22 protein-coding genes are annotated in these 12104 nt (G+C 67.5%); all 22 read right to left on the reverse strand.

Going from position 1 to position 12104, the window contains the following annotated elements; all coding sequences use genetic code 11:
- Nucleotides 1-46: 46 nt before the first annotated feature.
- The 22 genes from map to rplC all read right to left on the reverse strand — a co-directional run bounded on the left by map (nt 47) and on the right by rplC (nt 12101).
- The gene (gene map / locus C7474_RS12955; RefSeq protein ID WP_121060494.1) at nt 47-880 is read right to left on the reverse strand and encodes a type I methionyl aminopeptidase; all 834 of its coding nucleotides are present in this window, start codon (nt 878-880) and stop codon (nt 47-49) included.
- On the reverse strand, nt 880-1467 hold the full coding sequence (locus tag C7474_RS12960) for an adenylate kinase (protein WP_121060496.1): 588 nt from the start codon (nt 1465-1467) through the stop codon (nt 880-882). The genes map and C7474_RS12960 overlap by 1 nt, the downstream gene beginning before the upstream one ends.
- The gene (secY, locus tag C7474_RS12965) at nt 1464-2789 is read right to left on the reverse strand and encodes a preprotein translocase subunit SecY (protein ID WP_121060498.1); all 1326 of its coding nucleotides are present in this window, start codon (nt 2787-2789) and stop codon (nt 1464-1466) included. The genes C7474_RS12960 and secY overlap by 4 nt, the downstream gene beginning before the upstream one ends.
- A 100-nt stretch (nt 2790-2889) precedes the next feature.
- Nucleotides 2890-3453 carry a 50S ribosomal protein L15 gene (rplO, locus tag C7474_RS12970; protein ID WP_121060500.1) on the reverse strand — a complete coding sequence of 188 codons (564 nt, stop codon included), beginning with the start codon at nt 3451-3453 and terminating at the stop codon, nt 2890-2892.
- The gene (gene rpmD / locus C7474_RS12975) at nt 3453-3638 is read right to left on the reverse strand and encodes a 50S ribosomal protein L30 (RefSeq protein WP_023954062.1); all 186 of its coding nucleotides are present in this window, start codon (nt 3636-3638) and stop codon (nt 3453-3455) included. The genes rplO and rpmD overlap by 1 nt, the downstream gene beginning before the upstream one ends.
- Nucleotides 3638-4321, reverse strand: a complete 684-nt coding sequence (rpsE, locus tag C7474_RS12980) for a 30S ribosomal protein S5 (protein WP_121060502.1) — start codon at nt 4319-4321, stop codon at nt 3638-3640. The genes rpmD and rpsE overlap by 1 nt, the downstream gene beginning before the upstream one ends.
- Complete coding sequence (gene rplR / locus C7474_RS12985) at nt 4318-4677, reverse strand: 50S ribosomal protein L18 (RefSeq protein WP_121060504.1); 360 nt, start codon at nt 4675-4677, stop codon at nt 4318-4320. The genes rpsE and rplR overlap by 4 nt, the downstream gene beginning before the upstream one ends.
- 2 nt (nt 4678-4679) lie before the next feature.
- Nucleotides 4680-5216 carry a 50S ribosomal protein L6 gene (gene rplF, locus C7474_RS12990; RefSeq protein ID WP_121060506.1) on the reverse strand — a complete coding sequence of 179 codons (537 nt, stop codon included), beginning with the start codon at nt 5214-5216 and terminating at the stop codon, nt 4680-4682.
- A 6-nt stretch (nt 5217-5222) separates the two neighbouring features.
- On the reverse strand, nt 5223-5621 hold the full coding sequence (gene rpsH / locus C7474_RS12995) for a 30S ribosomal protein S8 (protein ID WP_121060508.1): 399 nt from the start codon (nt 5619-5621) through the stop codon (nt 5223-5225).
- Between the two features lie 118 nt (nt 5622-5739).
- Nucleotides 5740-6327 carry a 50S ribosomal protein L5 gene (rplE, locus tag C7474_RS13000; RefSeq protein ID WP_121060510.1) on the reverse strand — a complete coding sequence of 196 codons (588 nt, stop codon included), beginning with the start codon at nt 6325-6327 and terminating at the stop codon, nt 5740-5742.
- A gap of 2 nt (nt 6328-6329) precedes the next feature.
- Nucleotides 6330-6689: a 50S ribosomal protein L24 gene (rplX, locus tag C7474_RS13005; protein WP_121060512.1), complete on the reverse strand. Its 360-nt coding sequence runs from the start codon at nt 6687-6689 to the stop codon at nt 6330-6332.
- A gap of 4 nt (nt 6690-6693) precedes the next feature.
- Nucleotides 6694-7062: a 50S ribosomal protein L14 gene (rplN, locus tag C7474_RS13010; protein ID WP_121060515.1), complete on the reverse strand. Its 369-nt coding sequence runs from the start codon at nt 7060-7062 to the stop codon at nt 6694-6696.
- Between the two features lie 3 nt (nt 7063-7065).
- Complete coding sequence (rpsQ, locus tag C7474_RS13015) at nt 7066-7383, reverse strand: 30S ribosomal protein S17 (protein ID WP_121060517.1); 318 nt, start codon at nt 7381-7383, stop codon at nt 7066-7068.
- A complete protein-coding gene (gene rpmC, locus C7474_RS13020) occupies nt 7383-7697 on the reverse strand; it encodes a 50S ribosomal protein L29 (protein WP_121060519.1) in 315 nt (104 codons plus the stop codon). Before rpmC ends, rpsQ begins: the two co-directional genes overlap by 1 nt.
- Nucleotides 7697-8116 carry a 50S ribosomal protein L16 gene (gene rplP, locus C7474_RS13025; RefSeq protein ID WP_045275476.1) on the reverse strand — a complete coding sequence of 140 codons (420 nt, stop codon included), beginning with the start codon at nt 8114-8116 and terminating at the stop codon, nt 7697-7699. The genes rpmC and rplP overlap by 1 nt, the downstream gene beginning before the upstream one ends.
- On the reverse strand, nt 8116-8880 hold the full coding sequence (gene rpsC, locus C7474_RS13030; protein ID WP_121060521.1) for a 30S ribosomal protein S3: 765 nt from the start codon (nt 8878-8880) through the stop codon (nt 8116-8118). The genes rplP and rpsC overlap by 1 nt, the downstream gene beginning before the upstream one ends.
- Entirely contained in the window at nt 8880-9275 is a 396-nt protein-coding gene (gene rplV / locus C7474_RS13035; RefSeq protein ID WP_121060523.1) for a 50S ribosomal protein L22, read from the reverse strand. Before rplV ends, rpsC begins: the two co-directional genes overlap by 1 nt.
- Nucleotides 9276-9313: 38 nt before the next feature.
- The gene (gene rpsS / locus C7474_RS13040) at nt 9314-9595 is read right to left on the reverse strand and encodes a 30S ribosomal protein S19 (RefSeq protein WP_045275479.1); all 282 of its coding nucleotides are present in this window, start codon (nt 9593-9595) and stop codon (nt 9314-9316) included.
- A gap of 12 nt (nt 9596-9607) precedes the next feature.
- The gene (gene rplB / locus C7474_RS13045; protein ID WP_121060525.1) at nt 9608-10447 is read right to left on the reverse strand and encodes a 50S ribosomal protein L2; all 840 of its coding nucleotides are present in this window, start codon (nt 10445-10447) and stop codon (nt 9608-9610) included.
- Between the two features lie 24 nt (nt 10448-10471).
- Nucleotides 10472-10783 carry a 50S ribosomal protein L23 gene (gene rplW, locus C7474_RS13050; RefSeq protein ID WP_121060527.1) on the reverse strand — a complete coding sequence of 104 codons (312 nt, stop codon included), beginning with the start codon at nt 10781-10783 and terminating at the stop codon, nt 10472-10474.
- Nucleotides 10780-11439, reverse strand: a complete 660-nt coding sequence (rplD, locus tag C7474_RS13055; RefSeq protein ID WP_121060529.1) for a 50S ribosomal protein L4 — start codon at nt 11437-11439, stop codon at nt 10780-10782. The genes rplW and rplD overlap by 4 nt, the downstream gene beginning before the upstream one ends.
- Nucleotides 11440-11441: 2 nt before the next feature.
- Nucleotides 11442-12101, reverse strand: a complete 660-nt coding sequence (gene rplC, locus C7474_RS13060; protein ID WP_121060531.1) for a 50S ribosomal protein L3 — start codon at nt 12099-12101, stop codon at nt 11442-11444.
- Nucleotides 12102-12104: the final 3 nt, after the last annotated feature.

The following is a 12104-nucleotide window of genomic DNA, read 5'->3' on the forward strand; positions in this document are numbered from 1 at the left end:
CTTCGCGCAACCGCGCTATGCGTTTCCCCTGAGCAGCGCCGTGCATTCAGGCGATGGGGGTGGGCGTCACGCCGAACGGCGCGAGACCCGCCGCACCGCCGTCGGCGGCGGTGAGAACCCAGATGCCGCCCGCGTGCACGGCGACACTGTGCTCCCAGTGCGAGCCGTCGGTGCCGTCGACGGTCGAGACCGTCCAGTCGTCGTCCTCGACGAACGTGTCGTGCGAGCCGCCGACCACCATGGGCTCGATGGCCAGGCACAGACCCGGCTTGATCTCCGGACCGAGGTCGGGCGTGCGGTAGTTGAAAACCGTCGGCCCCTCGTGCATCTTGCGACCGATGCCGTGGCCGACGTAGTCGCGCAGGATGCCGTAGCCCTCCCCCGACGCCTCGATGGAGGCCTGCACGGCGGCGCCGATCTCACCGACACGTCGCGCGGTTGCCATCGCCGCGATCCCCGCCCACAGCGACGCCTCGGTGACCGACGACAGCCGCTCGCGCGCGGCCACCAGGTCGGGCCGCGACGGGTCGGGGACGACGACGGTGATCGCGGAGTCGCCGTTCCAGCCCTGGAACTGGGCGCCGGCGTCGATCGAGACGATGTCGCCCGGCTCGAGCACGCGGCCACCGGGGATGCCGTGCACGACCTGCTCGTTGACCGAGACGCACGTCGTGTGGCGGTACCCGCGGACCATCTGGAAGTTCGACTCCGCGCCGCGGGCCCGCACGACCTCGGCGGCGGCGGCGTCCAGGTCGAGCGTCGTGAGGCCGGGCGCGATCACGGCGCGCACCGCGTCGAGCGCGGCGGCGGTGATGCGTCCGGGCTCCACCATCCCGCGCAGCTGCGCGGGGGTCTTGTAGATCGAGCGGCGCAGGCCCATCAGGCGGTGATGCCGCGGGCGGCGAGGGCGACGACGATGCGCTCGAAGACCTCGTCGAGCGTGCCGACCCCGTCGACGGCGTCGACGATGCCCCGCTCGCGGTAGACGCCGAGGATCGGCGCCGTCTCGGACTCGTAGATCGACAGACGCTTGGCGATCGCCTCTTCGTTGTCGTCGGCGCGACCCTGCTCGGCGGCGCGGCGCGACAGGCGCTGGATCGACTCCTCGCGCGGCACGGCGAGCTCGATGACGGCGGTCAGCGGCGAGTCACGGCCGTCGAGGAAGGCGTCGAGGTCGGCGACCTGGCCGAGATTGCGGGGATAGCCGTCGAGCAGGAAGCCGGCGGCGGCGTCATCCTGCGCGAGACGGTCGCGCACGATCGCCCCGGTCAGCTCGTCGGGGACGAGGTCGCCGGCGTCGATGATCGCCTTGACCTGCAGGCCGAGCTCGGTGCCGTCCTTGACGTTCGCGCGGAACACGTCGCCGGTCGAGACGGCCGGGATGCCGAACGCCTCGGCGATGCGCACGCCCTGCGTGCCCTTGCCGGAGCCCTGCGGCCCGACGATGAGAAGACGGGGCGCGGTCATCGCAGAAGCCCTTCGTAGTGGCGCTGCTGCAGCTGCGCGTCGATCTGCTTCACGGTCTCCAGACCCACACCCACGATGATGAGGATCGACGCGCCGCCGAACGGGAAGTTCTGGTTGGCGCCGACCGTCGCGAGAGCCACGAGCGGCAGCAGGGCGATCAGACCGAGGTAGATCGAGCCGGGCAGCGTGATGCGCGTGAGCACGTAGTCGAGGTACTCGGCCGTGGGGCGACCCGCGCGGATGCCGGGGATGAAGCCGCCGTACTTCTTCATGTTGTCGGCGACCTCCACCGGGTTGAACGTGATCGCGACGTAGAAGTAGGTGAACCCGACGATGAGCAGGAAGTACAGCAGCATGTACAGCGGGTGGTCACCCTTGGTCAGGTACGCCTGGATCCAGGCGACCCAGCCGGGGACGTTGCCGTCGGCATCCGGGGTCTGGTTGAACTGCGCGATGAGCGCGGGGATGTACAGCAGCGACGAGGCGAAGATGACGGGCACGACGCCGGCCATGTTGACCTTGATCGGGATGTACGTGTTCGTGCCGCCGAGCGTGCGGCGGCCCACCATGCGCTTGGCGTACTGCACCGGGATGCGGCGCTGCGACTGCTCGACGAAGACGACGAGCGCGACGGTCGCGATGCCGACCGCGAGCACGAGGAGGAAGACCTCGAAGCCGCGCGCCTGCCAGATCGACCACATCGCGACGGGGAAGCTCGCGGCGATCGAGGTGAAGATGAGGATCGACATGCCGTTGCCGACACCGCGCTCGGTGACGAGCTCGGCGAACCACATGATCAGGCCCGTGCCGGCGGTCATCGTGATGATCATCAGCAGCTGCGCCCACCAGGCGTCGTTGGTCAGCAGCGTGTTGCACTCGGCGATGTTCGTCGTGCCGAACAGCTGGCCGGAGCGCGCGACGGTGACCAGCGTGGTCGACTGCAGCAGCGCCAGGGCGATCGTGAGGTAGCGCGTGTACTGCGTGAGCTTGGCCTGGCCCGCCTGACCCTCCTTGTAGAGGGTCTCGAAGTGCGGGATGACCACGCGCAGCAGCTGCACGATGATCGTCGCGGTGATGTAGGGCATGACGCCGAGCGCGAAGATCGACAGCTGCAGCAGCGCACCGCCCGAGAACAGGTTCACCAGCGACAGCAGGCCGTCGGTGGAACCGGACTGTGCGAGACACTCCTGCACGTTCGGGAAGTTCACGAACGGCGTCGGGACGTGTGCACCGAAGCGGTAGATGGCGATGATGCCGAGGGTGAAGGCGATCTTCCGCCGGAGGTCCGGTGTGCGGAAGACCCGCGCGATGGCGCTGAACAAAGTGGATATCCTCCAGTGGGAACGACCGGGCCTCGAAAGGCACCGTTCCCCAGAATACGGCAACAGGGGCCGGAGTCTCCTCCGGCCCCTGCCGACGCGATTACTTGACCGAACCGCCCGCGGCGACGATCTTCTGCTCTGCCGAGCCGGAGACCTTGTCGACCGACACGGTGAGCTTGACCGAGATGTCGCCGGTGCCGAGCACCTTGACCTTCTCGTTCTTGCGGACGGCACCCTTGGCGACCAGGTCGCCCACGGTGACGTCGCCGCCCTGGGGGTACAGCTCGGCGAGCTTGTCGAGGTTGACCACCTGGTACTCGACGCGGAACGGGTTCTTGAACCCGCGCAGCTTCGGCGTACGCATGTGCAGCGGCATCTGACCGCCCTCGAAGCCGACCTTCACCTGGTAACGGGCCTTCGTGCCCTTGGTGCCGCGGCCGGCGGTCTTGCCCTTGGAGCCCTCACCACGACCCACGCGGGTCTTGGCGGTGTTGGCGCCCGGAACCGGACGCAGGTGGTGCACCTTCAGCACGCCCGGGCGCGAAGCCGGTGCATCCTTCTTGGGCGCAGCCTTCGCGGCGGTGTCCTTCTTGGCAGCAGGCTTCTTGGCCGCCGCCTTCTTCTCGACGACCTCATCGGTCGTCTTGTCGGCCTTCTCAGCCATCAGTCGATCTCCTCAACCTTCACGAGGTGGGCGACGGTCTTGACGTAGCCGCGCGTCTGCGCGTCGTCGGGACGGACGACCGAGTCGCCGATCCGCTTGAGACCCAGCGAACGCAGCGTGTCGCGCTGATTCTGCTTCTCGCTCACCTTGGACTTGACCTGCGTGACCTTCAGACGGGCGGCCATCAGGCACCTACCTTCTGTGCCTTGAGCGCCTCGGCCTCGGCACGGATCAGACGGGCCGGCGCGACCTGGTCGAAGTCCAGACCACGACGGGCGGCGACGGCGCGCGGCTCCTCGAGCTGCTTCAGCGCCTCGACGGTCGCGTGCACGATGTTGATCGTGTTCGACGAGCCGAGCGACTTCGACAGGACGTCGTGGATGCCGGCGCACTCGAGCACGGCACGCACCGGACCACCGGCGATGACACCGGTACCGGCAGCGGCCGGACGCAGCAGCACGACGCCGGCAGCGGCCTCGCCCTGCACCGGGTGCGGGATGGTGGAACCGGCACGGGGCACACGGAAGAAGTTCCGCTTGGCCTCTTCGACACCCTTCGAGATCGCCAGGGGAACCTCGCGGGCCTTGCCGTAGCCGACGCCGACCAGGCCGTTGCCGTCGCCCACGACGACGAGCGCCGTGAAGCTGAAGCGGCGACCGCCCTTGACGACCTTCGACACGCGGTTGATGGTCACGACGCGCTCGAGGAACTGGTTCTCGCCACGGTCACGGCCACCGCGGTCGCGGGTCTGGCTGCGCTCGCGGCCACCGCGGCGCGGCTCGCGCTCGCGCTCGGCGGGCGCCTCGGCCGCAGCAGCAGGAGCCTGCTCGGTCACTTCGTTCTCCACATTCTGAGTTGCTTCGCTCACAGGTTCAGACCTCCTTCGCGAGCGCCGTCGGCGATCGCGGCGACACGACCCGCGTAGCGGTTGCCACCGCGGTCGAACACGACGTCCTCGACGCCGGCGGCCTTCGCACGCTCGGCGACGAGCTCGCCGACCTTGCGGGCCTTGGCGGTCTTGTCACCGTCGAACGTGCGCAGATCCGCTTCGAGCGTCGACGCGGATGCCACGGTGTGACCCTTGCTGTCGTCCACGACCTGGACGAAAACGTGGCGGGCCGAGCGGGTGACGACCAGGCGCGGGCGCGCCTCGGTACCGACGACCTTCTTGCGAAGGCGCAGGTGACGACGCGTACGCGCGTCGGTCTTCGACTTGACAGCCATGATTACTTACCACTCTTTCCGGCCTTGCGGCGGACGACCTCGCCGGCGTACCGCACACCCTTGCCCTTGTACGGCTCGGGCTTGCGGATCTTGCGGATGTTCGCTGCGGCTTCGCCGACGGCCTGCTTCGAGATGCCGCTCACGGTCACCTTGTTGTTGCCCTCGACGGTCAGCGTGATGCCCGCCGGCGGCTCGACCAGGACCGGGTGCGAGAAGCCGAGCGCGAACTCGATGGCCGCACCCTTCTGCGCGACGCGGTAACCGGTGCCGACGACCTCGAGGCCCTTGGTGTAGCCCTGGGTCACGCCGATGATGTTGTTGTTGATGAGGGTGCGGGTCAGTCCGTGCAGCGAACGCGACTCGCGCTCGTCGTCGGGACGCGAGACCAGAACCTGGTTCTCCTCGACCTTGACCTCGATGGGCTTGGAGACGGGGAGCACGAGCTCGCCCTTCGGGCCCTTGACCGTGACGTCCTGACCGGCGACCGAGACGGTCACGCCGGCGGGGATGTCGATGGGAAGACGTCCAATACGCGACATGTCAGATCACCACACGTAGGCGAGGACTTCCCCACCCACGCCCTTCTGCTCGGCCTGACGGTCCGTCAGGAGACCGGAGGAGGTGGACAGGATCGCGACGCCCAGGCCGCCGAGGACCTTGGGGATCTCGGTGGACTTCGCGTACACGCGGAGACCGGGCTTCGAGACACGCTTGATGCCGGCGATCGACCGCTCGCGGTTCGGGCCGTACTTGAGCGTCAGGGTGAGGGTCTGACCCACGCGGGCGTCGGACACCTCCCAGCCGCTGATGTAGCCCTCCTGCTGGAGGATCTCGGCGATGTGGGTCTTGAGCTTCGAGCTCGGCAGCGCGACGGAGTCGTGGTGCGCCGAGTTCGCGTTGCGCAGACGGGTCAGCATGTCTGCGACCGGGTCTGTCATCGTCATGATGTGTTCCTTTGTTCAGTGGTTTCGGATGCCGTTACACGACAGCCGACCTTCCGGATGAGTGGTCACCGGACGGTGACCGGGTGCCGGCGCCCCGAAGGACGCCGGCCACGACACTTTACTTGGCGTCGTCGGTCTTGAAGGGGAAGCCCAGGTGACGCAGCAGCGAGCGGCCTTCGGCATCCGTCTTCGCCGAGGTGACGATCGTGATGTCGAAACCGCGGACGCGGTCGATCTTGTCCTGGTTGATCTCGTGGAACACCGACTGCTCCTGGAGACCGAAGGTGTAGTTCCCGTTGCCGTCGAACTGCGCGGCCGACAGGCCGCGGAAGTCGCGGATGCGCGGCAGGGCGAGGTTCACGAGACGGTCGATGAACTCCCACGCGCGGTCACCGCGGAGGGTGACGTGCGCGCCGATGGCCTGGCCCTCGCGCAGCTTGAACTGCGCGATGGACTTGCGGGCCTTGGTGACGACGGGCTTCTGGCCGGTGATCTTGGTGAGATCGTCGACCGCGCCGTCGATCACCTTGGAGTCGCGAGCAGCCTCGCCGACACCGGTGTTCACGACGACCTTCACGAGACCGGGGATCTGCATGACGTTCGGGTAGCCGAACTCGTCCTGCAGCGCCTTCTTGATCTCGCCCTGGTACTTCTGCTTCAGGCGGGGCTGGATCTTGCCAGCCTCCACGGCAGTTGCGTTGCTCATGTTCAGAGGTCCTTGCCGCTCTTCTTCGCGTAGCGGACGCGGACGGTGCGCTTGACGCCGTCCTTCGTCTGCTCCTCGACGCGCTTGCCGATGCGGGTCGGCTTCTTGGTCGAGGGGTCGACCAGCGCGACGTTCGAGATGTGGATGGGGGCCTCGAAGGTCTCGATGCCGCCCGTCTTCGTGCCGCGCTGGCTCTGGCCGACGCGGTTGTGCTTGGTGACGTAGTTCACGCCCTCGACGATGACGCGGTTCTGCTCGACGAGGACCTCGAGGACCTTGCCCTGCTTACCGCGGTCGCCGCCGCGCTCGGGCTTGGCGCCCGAGATGACCTGAACCAGGTCGCCCTTCTTGATCTTGGCCATGGGGTCAGATCACCTCCGGTGCGAGCGAGACGATCTTCATGAACTTCTTGTCGCGAAGCTCACGGCCGACCGGGCCGAAGATGCGGGTGCCGCGGGGCTCCCCGTCGTTCTTCAGGATGACGGCGGCGTTCTCGTCGAACTTGATGTAGGAACCGTCGGGACGACGGGTCTGCTTCTTGGTGCGGACGACGACGGCCTTGACCACGTCGCCCTTCTTGACGTTGCCGCCCGGGATCGCGTCCTTGACGGTCGCCACGATGATGTCGCCCAGCCCCGCGTAGCGGCGGTTGGAACCACCGAGCACGCGGATCGTGAGCAGCTCCTTGGCGCCGGTGTTGTCGGCGACCTTGAGGCGGGACTCAGTCTGGATCATTTCTTACTTCGCCTTCTCGAGGATCTCGACCAGACGCCACCGCTTGGTGGCGCTCAGCGGACGGGTCTCGTTGATGACGACGAGGTCGCCGATGCCGGCAGAGTTCTGCTCGTCGTGCGCCTTGACCTTGGTCGTGCGACGGATGACCTTGCCGTAGAGGGGGTGCTTCACGCGGTCCTCGACCTCGACGACGATGGTCTTGTCCATCTTGTCGCTGACGACGTAGCCGCGACGCTCCTTGCGGTAGCCGCGGGCGCCGGCCTCGCGCACGTCGTGCGCAGCCGACTCGTGCCCGGCCTCGGCCGTCTTCTTCTCAGCCATCACTCGGCCTCTTCCTTCGCGGCGGCCTCGTCGGCGGCATCCGCCTTCTTGGTCGTCTTCTTCTTCGCCTTCGTGGTCTCGACGGGCGCGGGCGTGGCACGGATGCCGAGCTCGCGCTCACGGATCACGGTGTAGAGCCGCGCGATGTCGCGCTTGACCGCACGGATGCGGCCGTGGCTCTCGAGCTGGCCGGTGGCCGACTGGAAGCGCAGGTTGAACAGCTCTTCCTTGGCCTTGCGCAGCTCCTCGACGAGGCGCTGGTCCTCGAACGTGTCCAGCTCGCTGGGAGCGAGCGTCTTGGTTCCGACAGCCATTACGCGTCGCCCTCCTCGCGCTTGATGATGCGTGCCTTCAGGGGCAGCTTGTGGATTGCACGGGTCAGTGCCTCACGAGCGAGTTCCTCGTTGACACCGGCGACCTCGAACAGGACGCGACCCGGCTTGACGTTGGCGACCCACCACTCCGGCGAACCCTTACCGGAACCCATGCGGGTTTCGGCCGGCTTCTTGGTGAGCGGACGGTCGGGGTAGATGTTGATCCACACCTTGCCGCCACGCTTGATGTGACGGGTCATCGCGATACGAGCGGACTCGATCTGACGGTTCGTCACGTACGCGGGCGTGAGGGCCTGGATGCCGAACTCGCCGAAGGAGACCTTCGTGCCGCCGGTGGCCTGGCCATCGCGCTTGGGGTGGTGCTGCTTGCGGTACTTGACCTTGCGGGGGATAAGCATCAGGCCGACGCTCCTTCTGCCACGGGGGCCTCGTTGCGACGGTCGCCACGGTCGCCGCGGGGGCCGCGACGGTCGCCGCGGTCGCGCGACTTCGGCGCGTTCGCCTGCTCGCGAGCGAGCTCCTTGTTGGTGAGGTCGCCCTTGTAGATCCAGACCTTCACGCCGATGCGGCCGAAGGTGGTCTTCGCCTCGTAGAAGCCGTAGTCGATGTTCGCGCGCAGCGTGTGCAGCGGCACACGACCCTCGCGGTAGAACTCCGAGCGGCTCATCTCGGCGCCGCCGAGGCGGCCGGAGACCTGGATGCGGATGCCCTTGGCACCGGCGCGCTGCGCGCCCTGCAGACCCTTGCGCATCGCGCGGCGGAAGGCCACGCGGGCGGAGAGCTGCTCGGCGATGCCCTGCGCGACGAGCTGGGCGTCGGCCTCGGGGTTCTTCACCTCGAGGATGTTCAGCTGGATCTGCTTGCCCGTGAGCTTCTCGAGGTCGGCGCGGATGCGCTCGGCCTCGGCGCCACGACGACCGATCACGATGCCCGGACGGGCGGTGTGGATGTCGACGCGGACGCGGTCACGGGTGCGCTCGATCTCGATGCCGGACACGCCGGCGCGGTCGAGCTGCGTCTGCAGCAGCTTGCGGATCTTGACGTCCTCGGCGACGTAGTCGGCGTAACGCTGGCCGGGCTTCGTCGAGTCCGAGAACCAACGCGACACGTGGTCCGTCGTGATGCCGAGGCGGAAGCCGTACGGGTTGACCTTCTGTCCCATTACTTGCTCGCCTTCTTGTTCTTGGCACCGGCGGCGCCTGCGACCTCGGGGGTCGCGAGCTCGACGGTGATGTGGCTCGTGCGCTTCTTGATCTGGAACGCGCGACCCTGGGCGCGGGGCTGGAAACGCTTGAGCGTCGTGCCCTCGTCCACGTACGCGTTGCGCACGTACAGGTCCTGCTCGTCCAGGAACTCGCCGTCCTTGTCCGCCTTCACGCGGGCGTTGGCGACCGCAGCGGCGACGAGCTTGTAGATCGGCTCGCTGGCACCCTGGGGCGCGAACTTCAGGATGGCGAGAGCCTCCTGAGCCTGCTTGCCCTTGATGAGCGCGACGACACGACGAGCCTTCTGAGGGGTCACGCGGATGTGCTTCACGCGTGCGATGGATTCCACCATGTCTCTCCTCCTCTAGTCCTCTCTGGAACGCCCCCGCCTCAGCGGCGGCGGCCCTTCTTGTCGTCCTTCACGTGGCCGCGGAAGGTGCGGGTGGGCGCGAACTCGCCCAGCTTGTGGCCGACCATGGTCTCGGACACGAACACGGGGATGTGCTTGCGTCCGTCGTGCACGGCGATCGTGTGACCCAGCATGGCCGGGATGATCATCGAGCGGCGCGACCAGGTCTTGATGACGTTCTTGGTGCCGGCTTCGTTCTGTACGACGACCTTGCGGAGCAGGTGCTCGTCGACGAAGGGGCCCTTCTTCAGGCTGCGAGGCATCTTCCTCTACTCCTACTTGCGCTTCTTGCCGGCGTTGCGACGACGGACGATGTACTTGTCGCTTTCCTTGTTGGCGTGGCGGGTGCGACCCTCAGCCTGGCCCCAAGGAGTGACGGGGTGACGACCACCGGAGGTCTTACCCTCACCACCACCGTGCGGGTGGTCGACCGGGTTCATCGCGACACCGCGGACGGTCGGGCGGACGCCCTTCCAGCGCTTGCGGCCGGCCTTGCCCCAGTTGATGTTCGACTGCTCGGCGTTGCCGACCTCGCCGATGGTCGCGCGGCAGCGCGCATCGACGTTGCGGATCTCGCCCGAGGGCAGACGCAGCTGGGCATACGGGCCGTCCTTCGCCACGAGGCGCACCGACGTGCCGGCCGAGCGAGCCAGCTTCGCGCCGCCGCCGGGGCGGAGCTCGATCGCGTGGATCACGGTACCCGTGGGGATGTTCTTCAGCGGCAGGTTGTTGCCCGGCTTGATGTCGGCCGAGGCACCCGACTCGACGATGTCACCCTGCGACAGCTTGTTCGGGGCGAGGATGTAGCGCTTCTCGCCGTCGAAGTAGTGCAGCAGCGCGATGCGCGCGGTGCGGTTGGGGTCGTACTCGATGTGAGCGACCTTGGCGTTCACGCCGTCCTTGTCGTTGCGACGGAAGTCGATGACGCGGTACTGGCGCTTGTGGCCACCGCCGATGTGGCGGGTGGTGATGCGGCCCTGGTTGTTGCGGCCACCGGTCTTCGAGAGCGGGCGCAGCAGCGACTTCTCGGGCGTCGATCGGGTGATCTCGGCGAAGTCGGCCACCGACGAACCGCGACGACCCGGGGTCGTGGGCTTGTACTTGCGAATAGCCATGTGTCTAGTCCTCTATCCCGACTGTCAGCCGACGGCCGTGAAGATGTCGATGGTGCCCGACTTCAGGGTGACGATCGCGCGCTTGGTGTCCTTGCGCTTGCCGATGCCGAAGCGGGTGCGGCGGGCCTTGCCGACGCGGTTGAGCGTGTTGACCGACGCCACCTTGACGCCGAAGATCTTCTCGATGGCGAGCTTGATCTCGGTCTTCGAGGCGCGGGGGTCCACGAGGAACGTGTACTTGCCCTCGTCGATGAGCCCGTAGCTCTTCTCGGAGACGACCGGCTTCAGGATGATGTCGCGCGGGTCCTTGTTCAGGGCGTTCTGCAGCGTGGTCATGCCGAGACCTCCTCGGTGGTGGCCTTGGACGCGACGAACGCGTCGTACGCGGCCTTGGTGAAGACGATGTCGTCGGAGACGAGCACGTCGTAGGCGTTGAGCTGGTCGAACGTCAGCACGTGGACGTACGACAGGTTGCGCACGCTCTTGACGGTCAGCTCGTCGGCACGCTCGATGACGACCAGGACGTTCTTGACCGCGGCGAGCTGCGTGAGGACCGCGGCGGCGGCCTTCGTCGAGGGGGCGCCGTCGATGCCGAAGGAGTCGACGATGTGCAGGCGGCCACCACGAGCACGGTCGCTGAGCGCGCCCAGCAGGGCGGCGGCGATCATCTTCTTGGGGGTGCGCTGCGCGTAGTCGCGCGGCTTCGGGCCGTGGACGATGCCACCACCGGTCATGTGCGGCGCGCGGATCGAGCCCTGACGGGCGTTACCCGTGCCCTTCTGCTTGAAGGGCTTGCGGCCGGCACCGGAGACCTCACCGCGACGCTTGGTCGAGTGGGTGCCCTGGCGAGCAGCCGCGAGCTGCGCGACGACGACCTGGTGGATGAGGGGGATGTTCGTCTTGACGTCGAACACCGAGGCGGGCAGGTTCACGGAACCGGCCTTCTTGCCGTCGGCCTTCACGACGTCGAGCGCGAGAGTCGAGTCAGCCATGATCAGGCACCCTTCACTGCGTTGCGGACGTAGACGATGCGGCCGCGCGCACCGGGGACGGCGCCCTTGACGAGCAGCAGACCCTTCTCGGCGTCGACGGCGTGCACCGTGAGGTTGAGGACGGTCACGCGCTCGCCACCCATACGGCCGGCCATGCGCATGCCCTTGAAGACGCGGCTCGGGGTCGACGAGGCGCCGATCGAACCGGGCTTGCGGTGGTTGCGGTGCGCACCGTGCGAAGCGGAGACGCCCTTGAAGTTGTGGCGCTTCATGACACCCGCGGTGCCCTTGCCCTTGCTGGTGCCGACGACGTCGACCAGCTGGCCGGCCTCGAACGTGCCGTCCACCGTGAGCTCCTGACCGAGTGAGTAGTCAGCGGCATCCGCGGTGCGGATCTCGGTGAGGTGACGGCGCGGGGTGACACCGGCGGCCTCGAAGTGGGCCGTCAGGGGCTGGTTGACCTTGCGGGGGTCGATCTGGCCGTAGGCGATCTGGACGGCCTTGTAGCCGTCCTTCTCGGGCGTGCGGACCTGCGTCACGACGTTCGGCGCGATCTCGATGACGGTGACGGGAACGAGCTTGCCGTTCGCGTCCCACACCTGGGTCATGCCGAGCTTGGTGCCGAGGAGGCCCTTCGAAGTCTTGGAGTTGATGTCAGCCATGTC

Origin of the sequence: Microbacterium telephonicum, from assembly GCF_003651225.1 — a bacterium.
Taxonomy (GTDB): Bacteria; Actinomycetota; Actinomycetes; order Actinomycetales; family Microbacteriaceae; genus Microbacterium; species Microbacterium telephonicum.

Bases quoted from the DNA above. Each gene is read 5' to 3' on its own strand.
- rpmD (WP_023954062.1), bottom strand. From the start codon at position 3,638: ATGGCCGCCCGTCTGAAGGTCACGCAGGTCAAGTCCAAGGTGAGCGAG.
- rplD (WP_121060529.1), bottom strand. From the start codon at position 11,439: ATGGCTGACTCGACTCTCGCGCTCGACGTCGTGAAGGCCGACGGCAAG.
- rplF (WP_121060506.1), bottom strand. From the start codon at position 5,216: ATGTCGCGTATTGGACGTCTTCCCATCGACATCCCCGCCGGCGTGACC.
- rplV (WP_121060523.1), bottom strand. From the start codon at position 9,275: ATGGTGGAATCCATCGCACGCGTGAAGCACATCCGCGTGACCCCTCAG.
- rplC (WP_121060531.1), bottom strand. From the start codon at position 12,101: ATGGCTGACATCAACTCCAAGACTTCGAAGGGCCTCCTCGGCACCAAG.
- map (WP_121060494.1), bottom strand. From the start codon at position 880: ATGGGCCTGCGCCGCTCGATCTACAAGACCCCCGCGCAGCTGCGCGGG.
- rpsH (WP_121060508.1), bottom strand. From the start codon at position 5,621: ATGACGATGACAGACCCGGTCGCAGACATGCTGACCCGTCTGCGCAAC.
- rplO (WP_121060500.1), bottom strand. From the start codon at position 3,453: ATGGCTGAGAAGGCCGACAAGACGACCGATGAGGTCGTCGAGAAGAAG.
- rplW (WP_121060527.1), bottom strand. From the start codon at position 10,783: ATGACCACGCTGCAGAACGCCCTGAACAAGGACCCGCGCGACATCATC.
- rpsQ (WP_121060517.1), bottom strand. From the start codon at position 7,383: ATGGCTGAGAAGAAGACGGCCGAGGCCGGGCACGAGTCGGCTGCGCAC.
- rplE (WP_121060510.1), bottom strand. From the start codon at position 6,327: ATGAGCAACGCAACTGCCGTGGAGGCTGGCAAGATCCAGCCCCGCCTG.
- rpsC (WP_121060521.1), bottom strand. From the start codon at position 8,880: ATGGGACAGAAGGTCAACCCGTACGGCTTCCGCCTCGGCATCACGACG.
- rplR (WP_121060504.1), bottom strand. From the start codon at position 4,677: ATGGCTGTCAAGTCGAAGACCGACGCGCGTACGCGTCGTCACCTGCGC.
- rplN (WP_121060515.1), bottom strand. From the start codon at position 7,062: ATGATCCAGACTGAGTCCCGCCTCAAGGTCGCCGACAACACCGGCGCC.
- C7474_RS12960 (WP_121060496.1), bottom strand. From the start codon at position 1,467: ATGACCGCGCCCCGTCTTCTCATCGTCGGGCCGCAGGGCTCCGGCAAG.
- rpsS (WP_045275479.1), bottom strand. From the start codon at position 9,595: ATGCCTCGCAGCCTGAAGAAGGGCCCCTTCGTCGACGAGCACCTGCTC.
- rplX (WP_121060512.1), bottom strand. From the start codon at position 6,689: ATGGCCAAGATCAAGAAGGGCGACCTGGTTCAGGTCATCTCGGGCGCC.
- rplB (WP_121060525.1), bottom strand. From the start codon at position 10,447: ATGGCTATTCGCAAGTACAAGCCCACGACCCCGGGTCGTCGCGGTTCG.
- rpmC (WP_121060519.1), bottom strand. From the start codon at position 7,697: ATGGCTGTCGGAACCAAGACGCTCGCTCCCAGCGAGCTGGACACGTTC.
- rplP (WP_045275476.1), bottom strand. From the start codon at position 8,116: ATGCTTATCCCCCGCAAGGTCAAGTACCGCAAGCAGCACCACCCCAAG.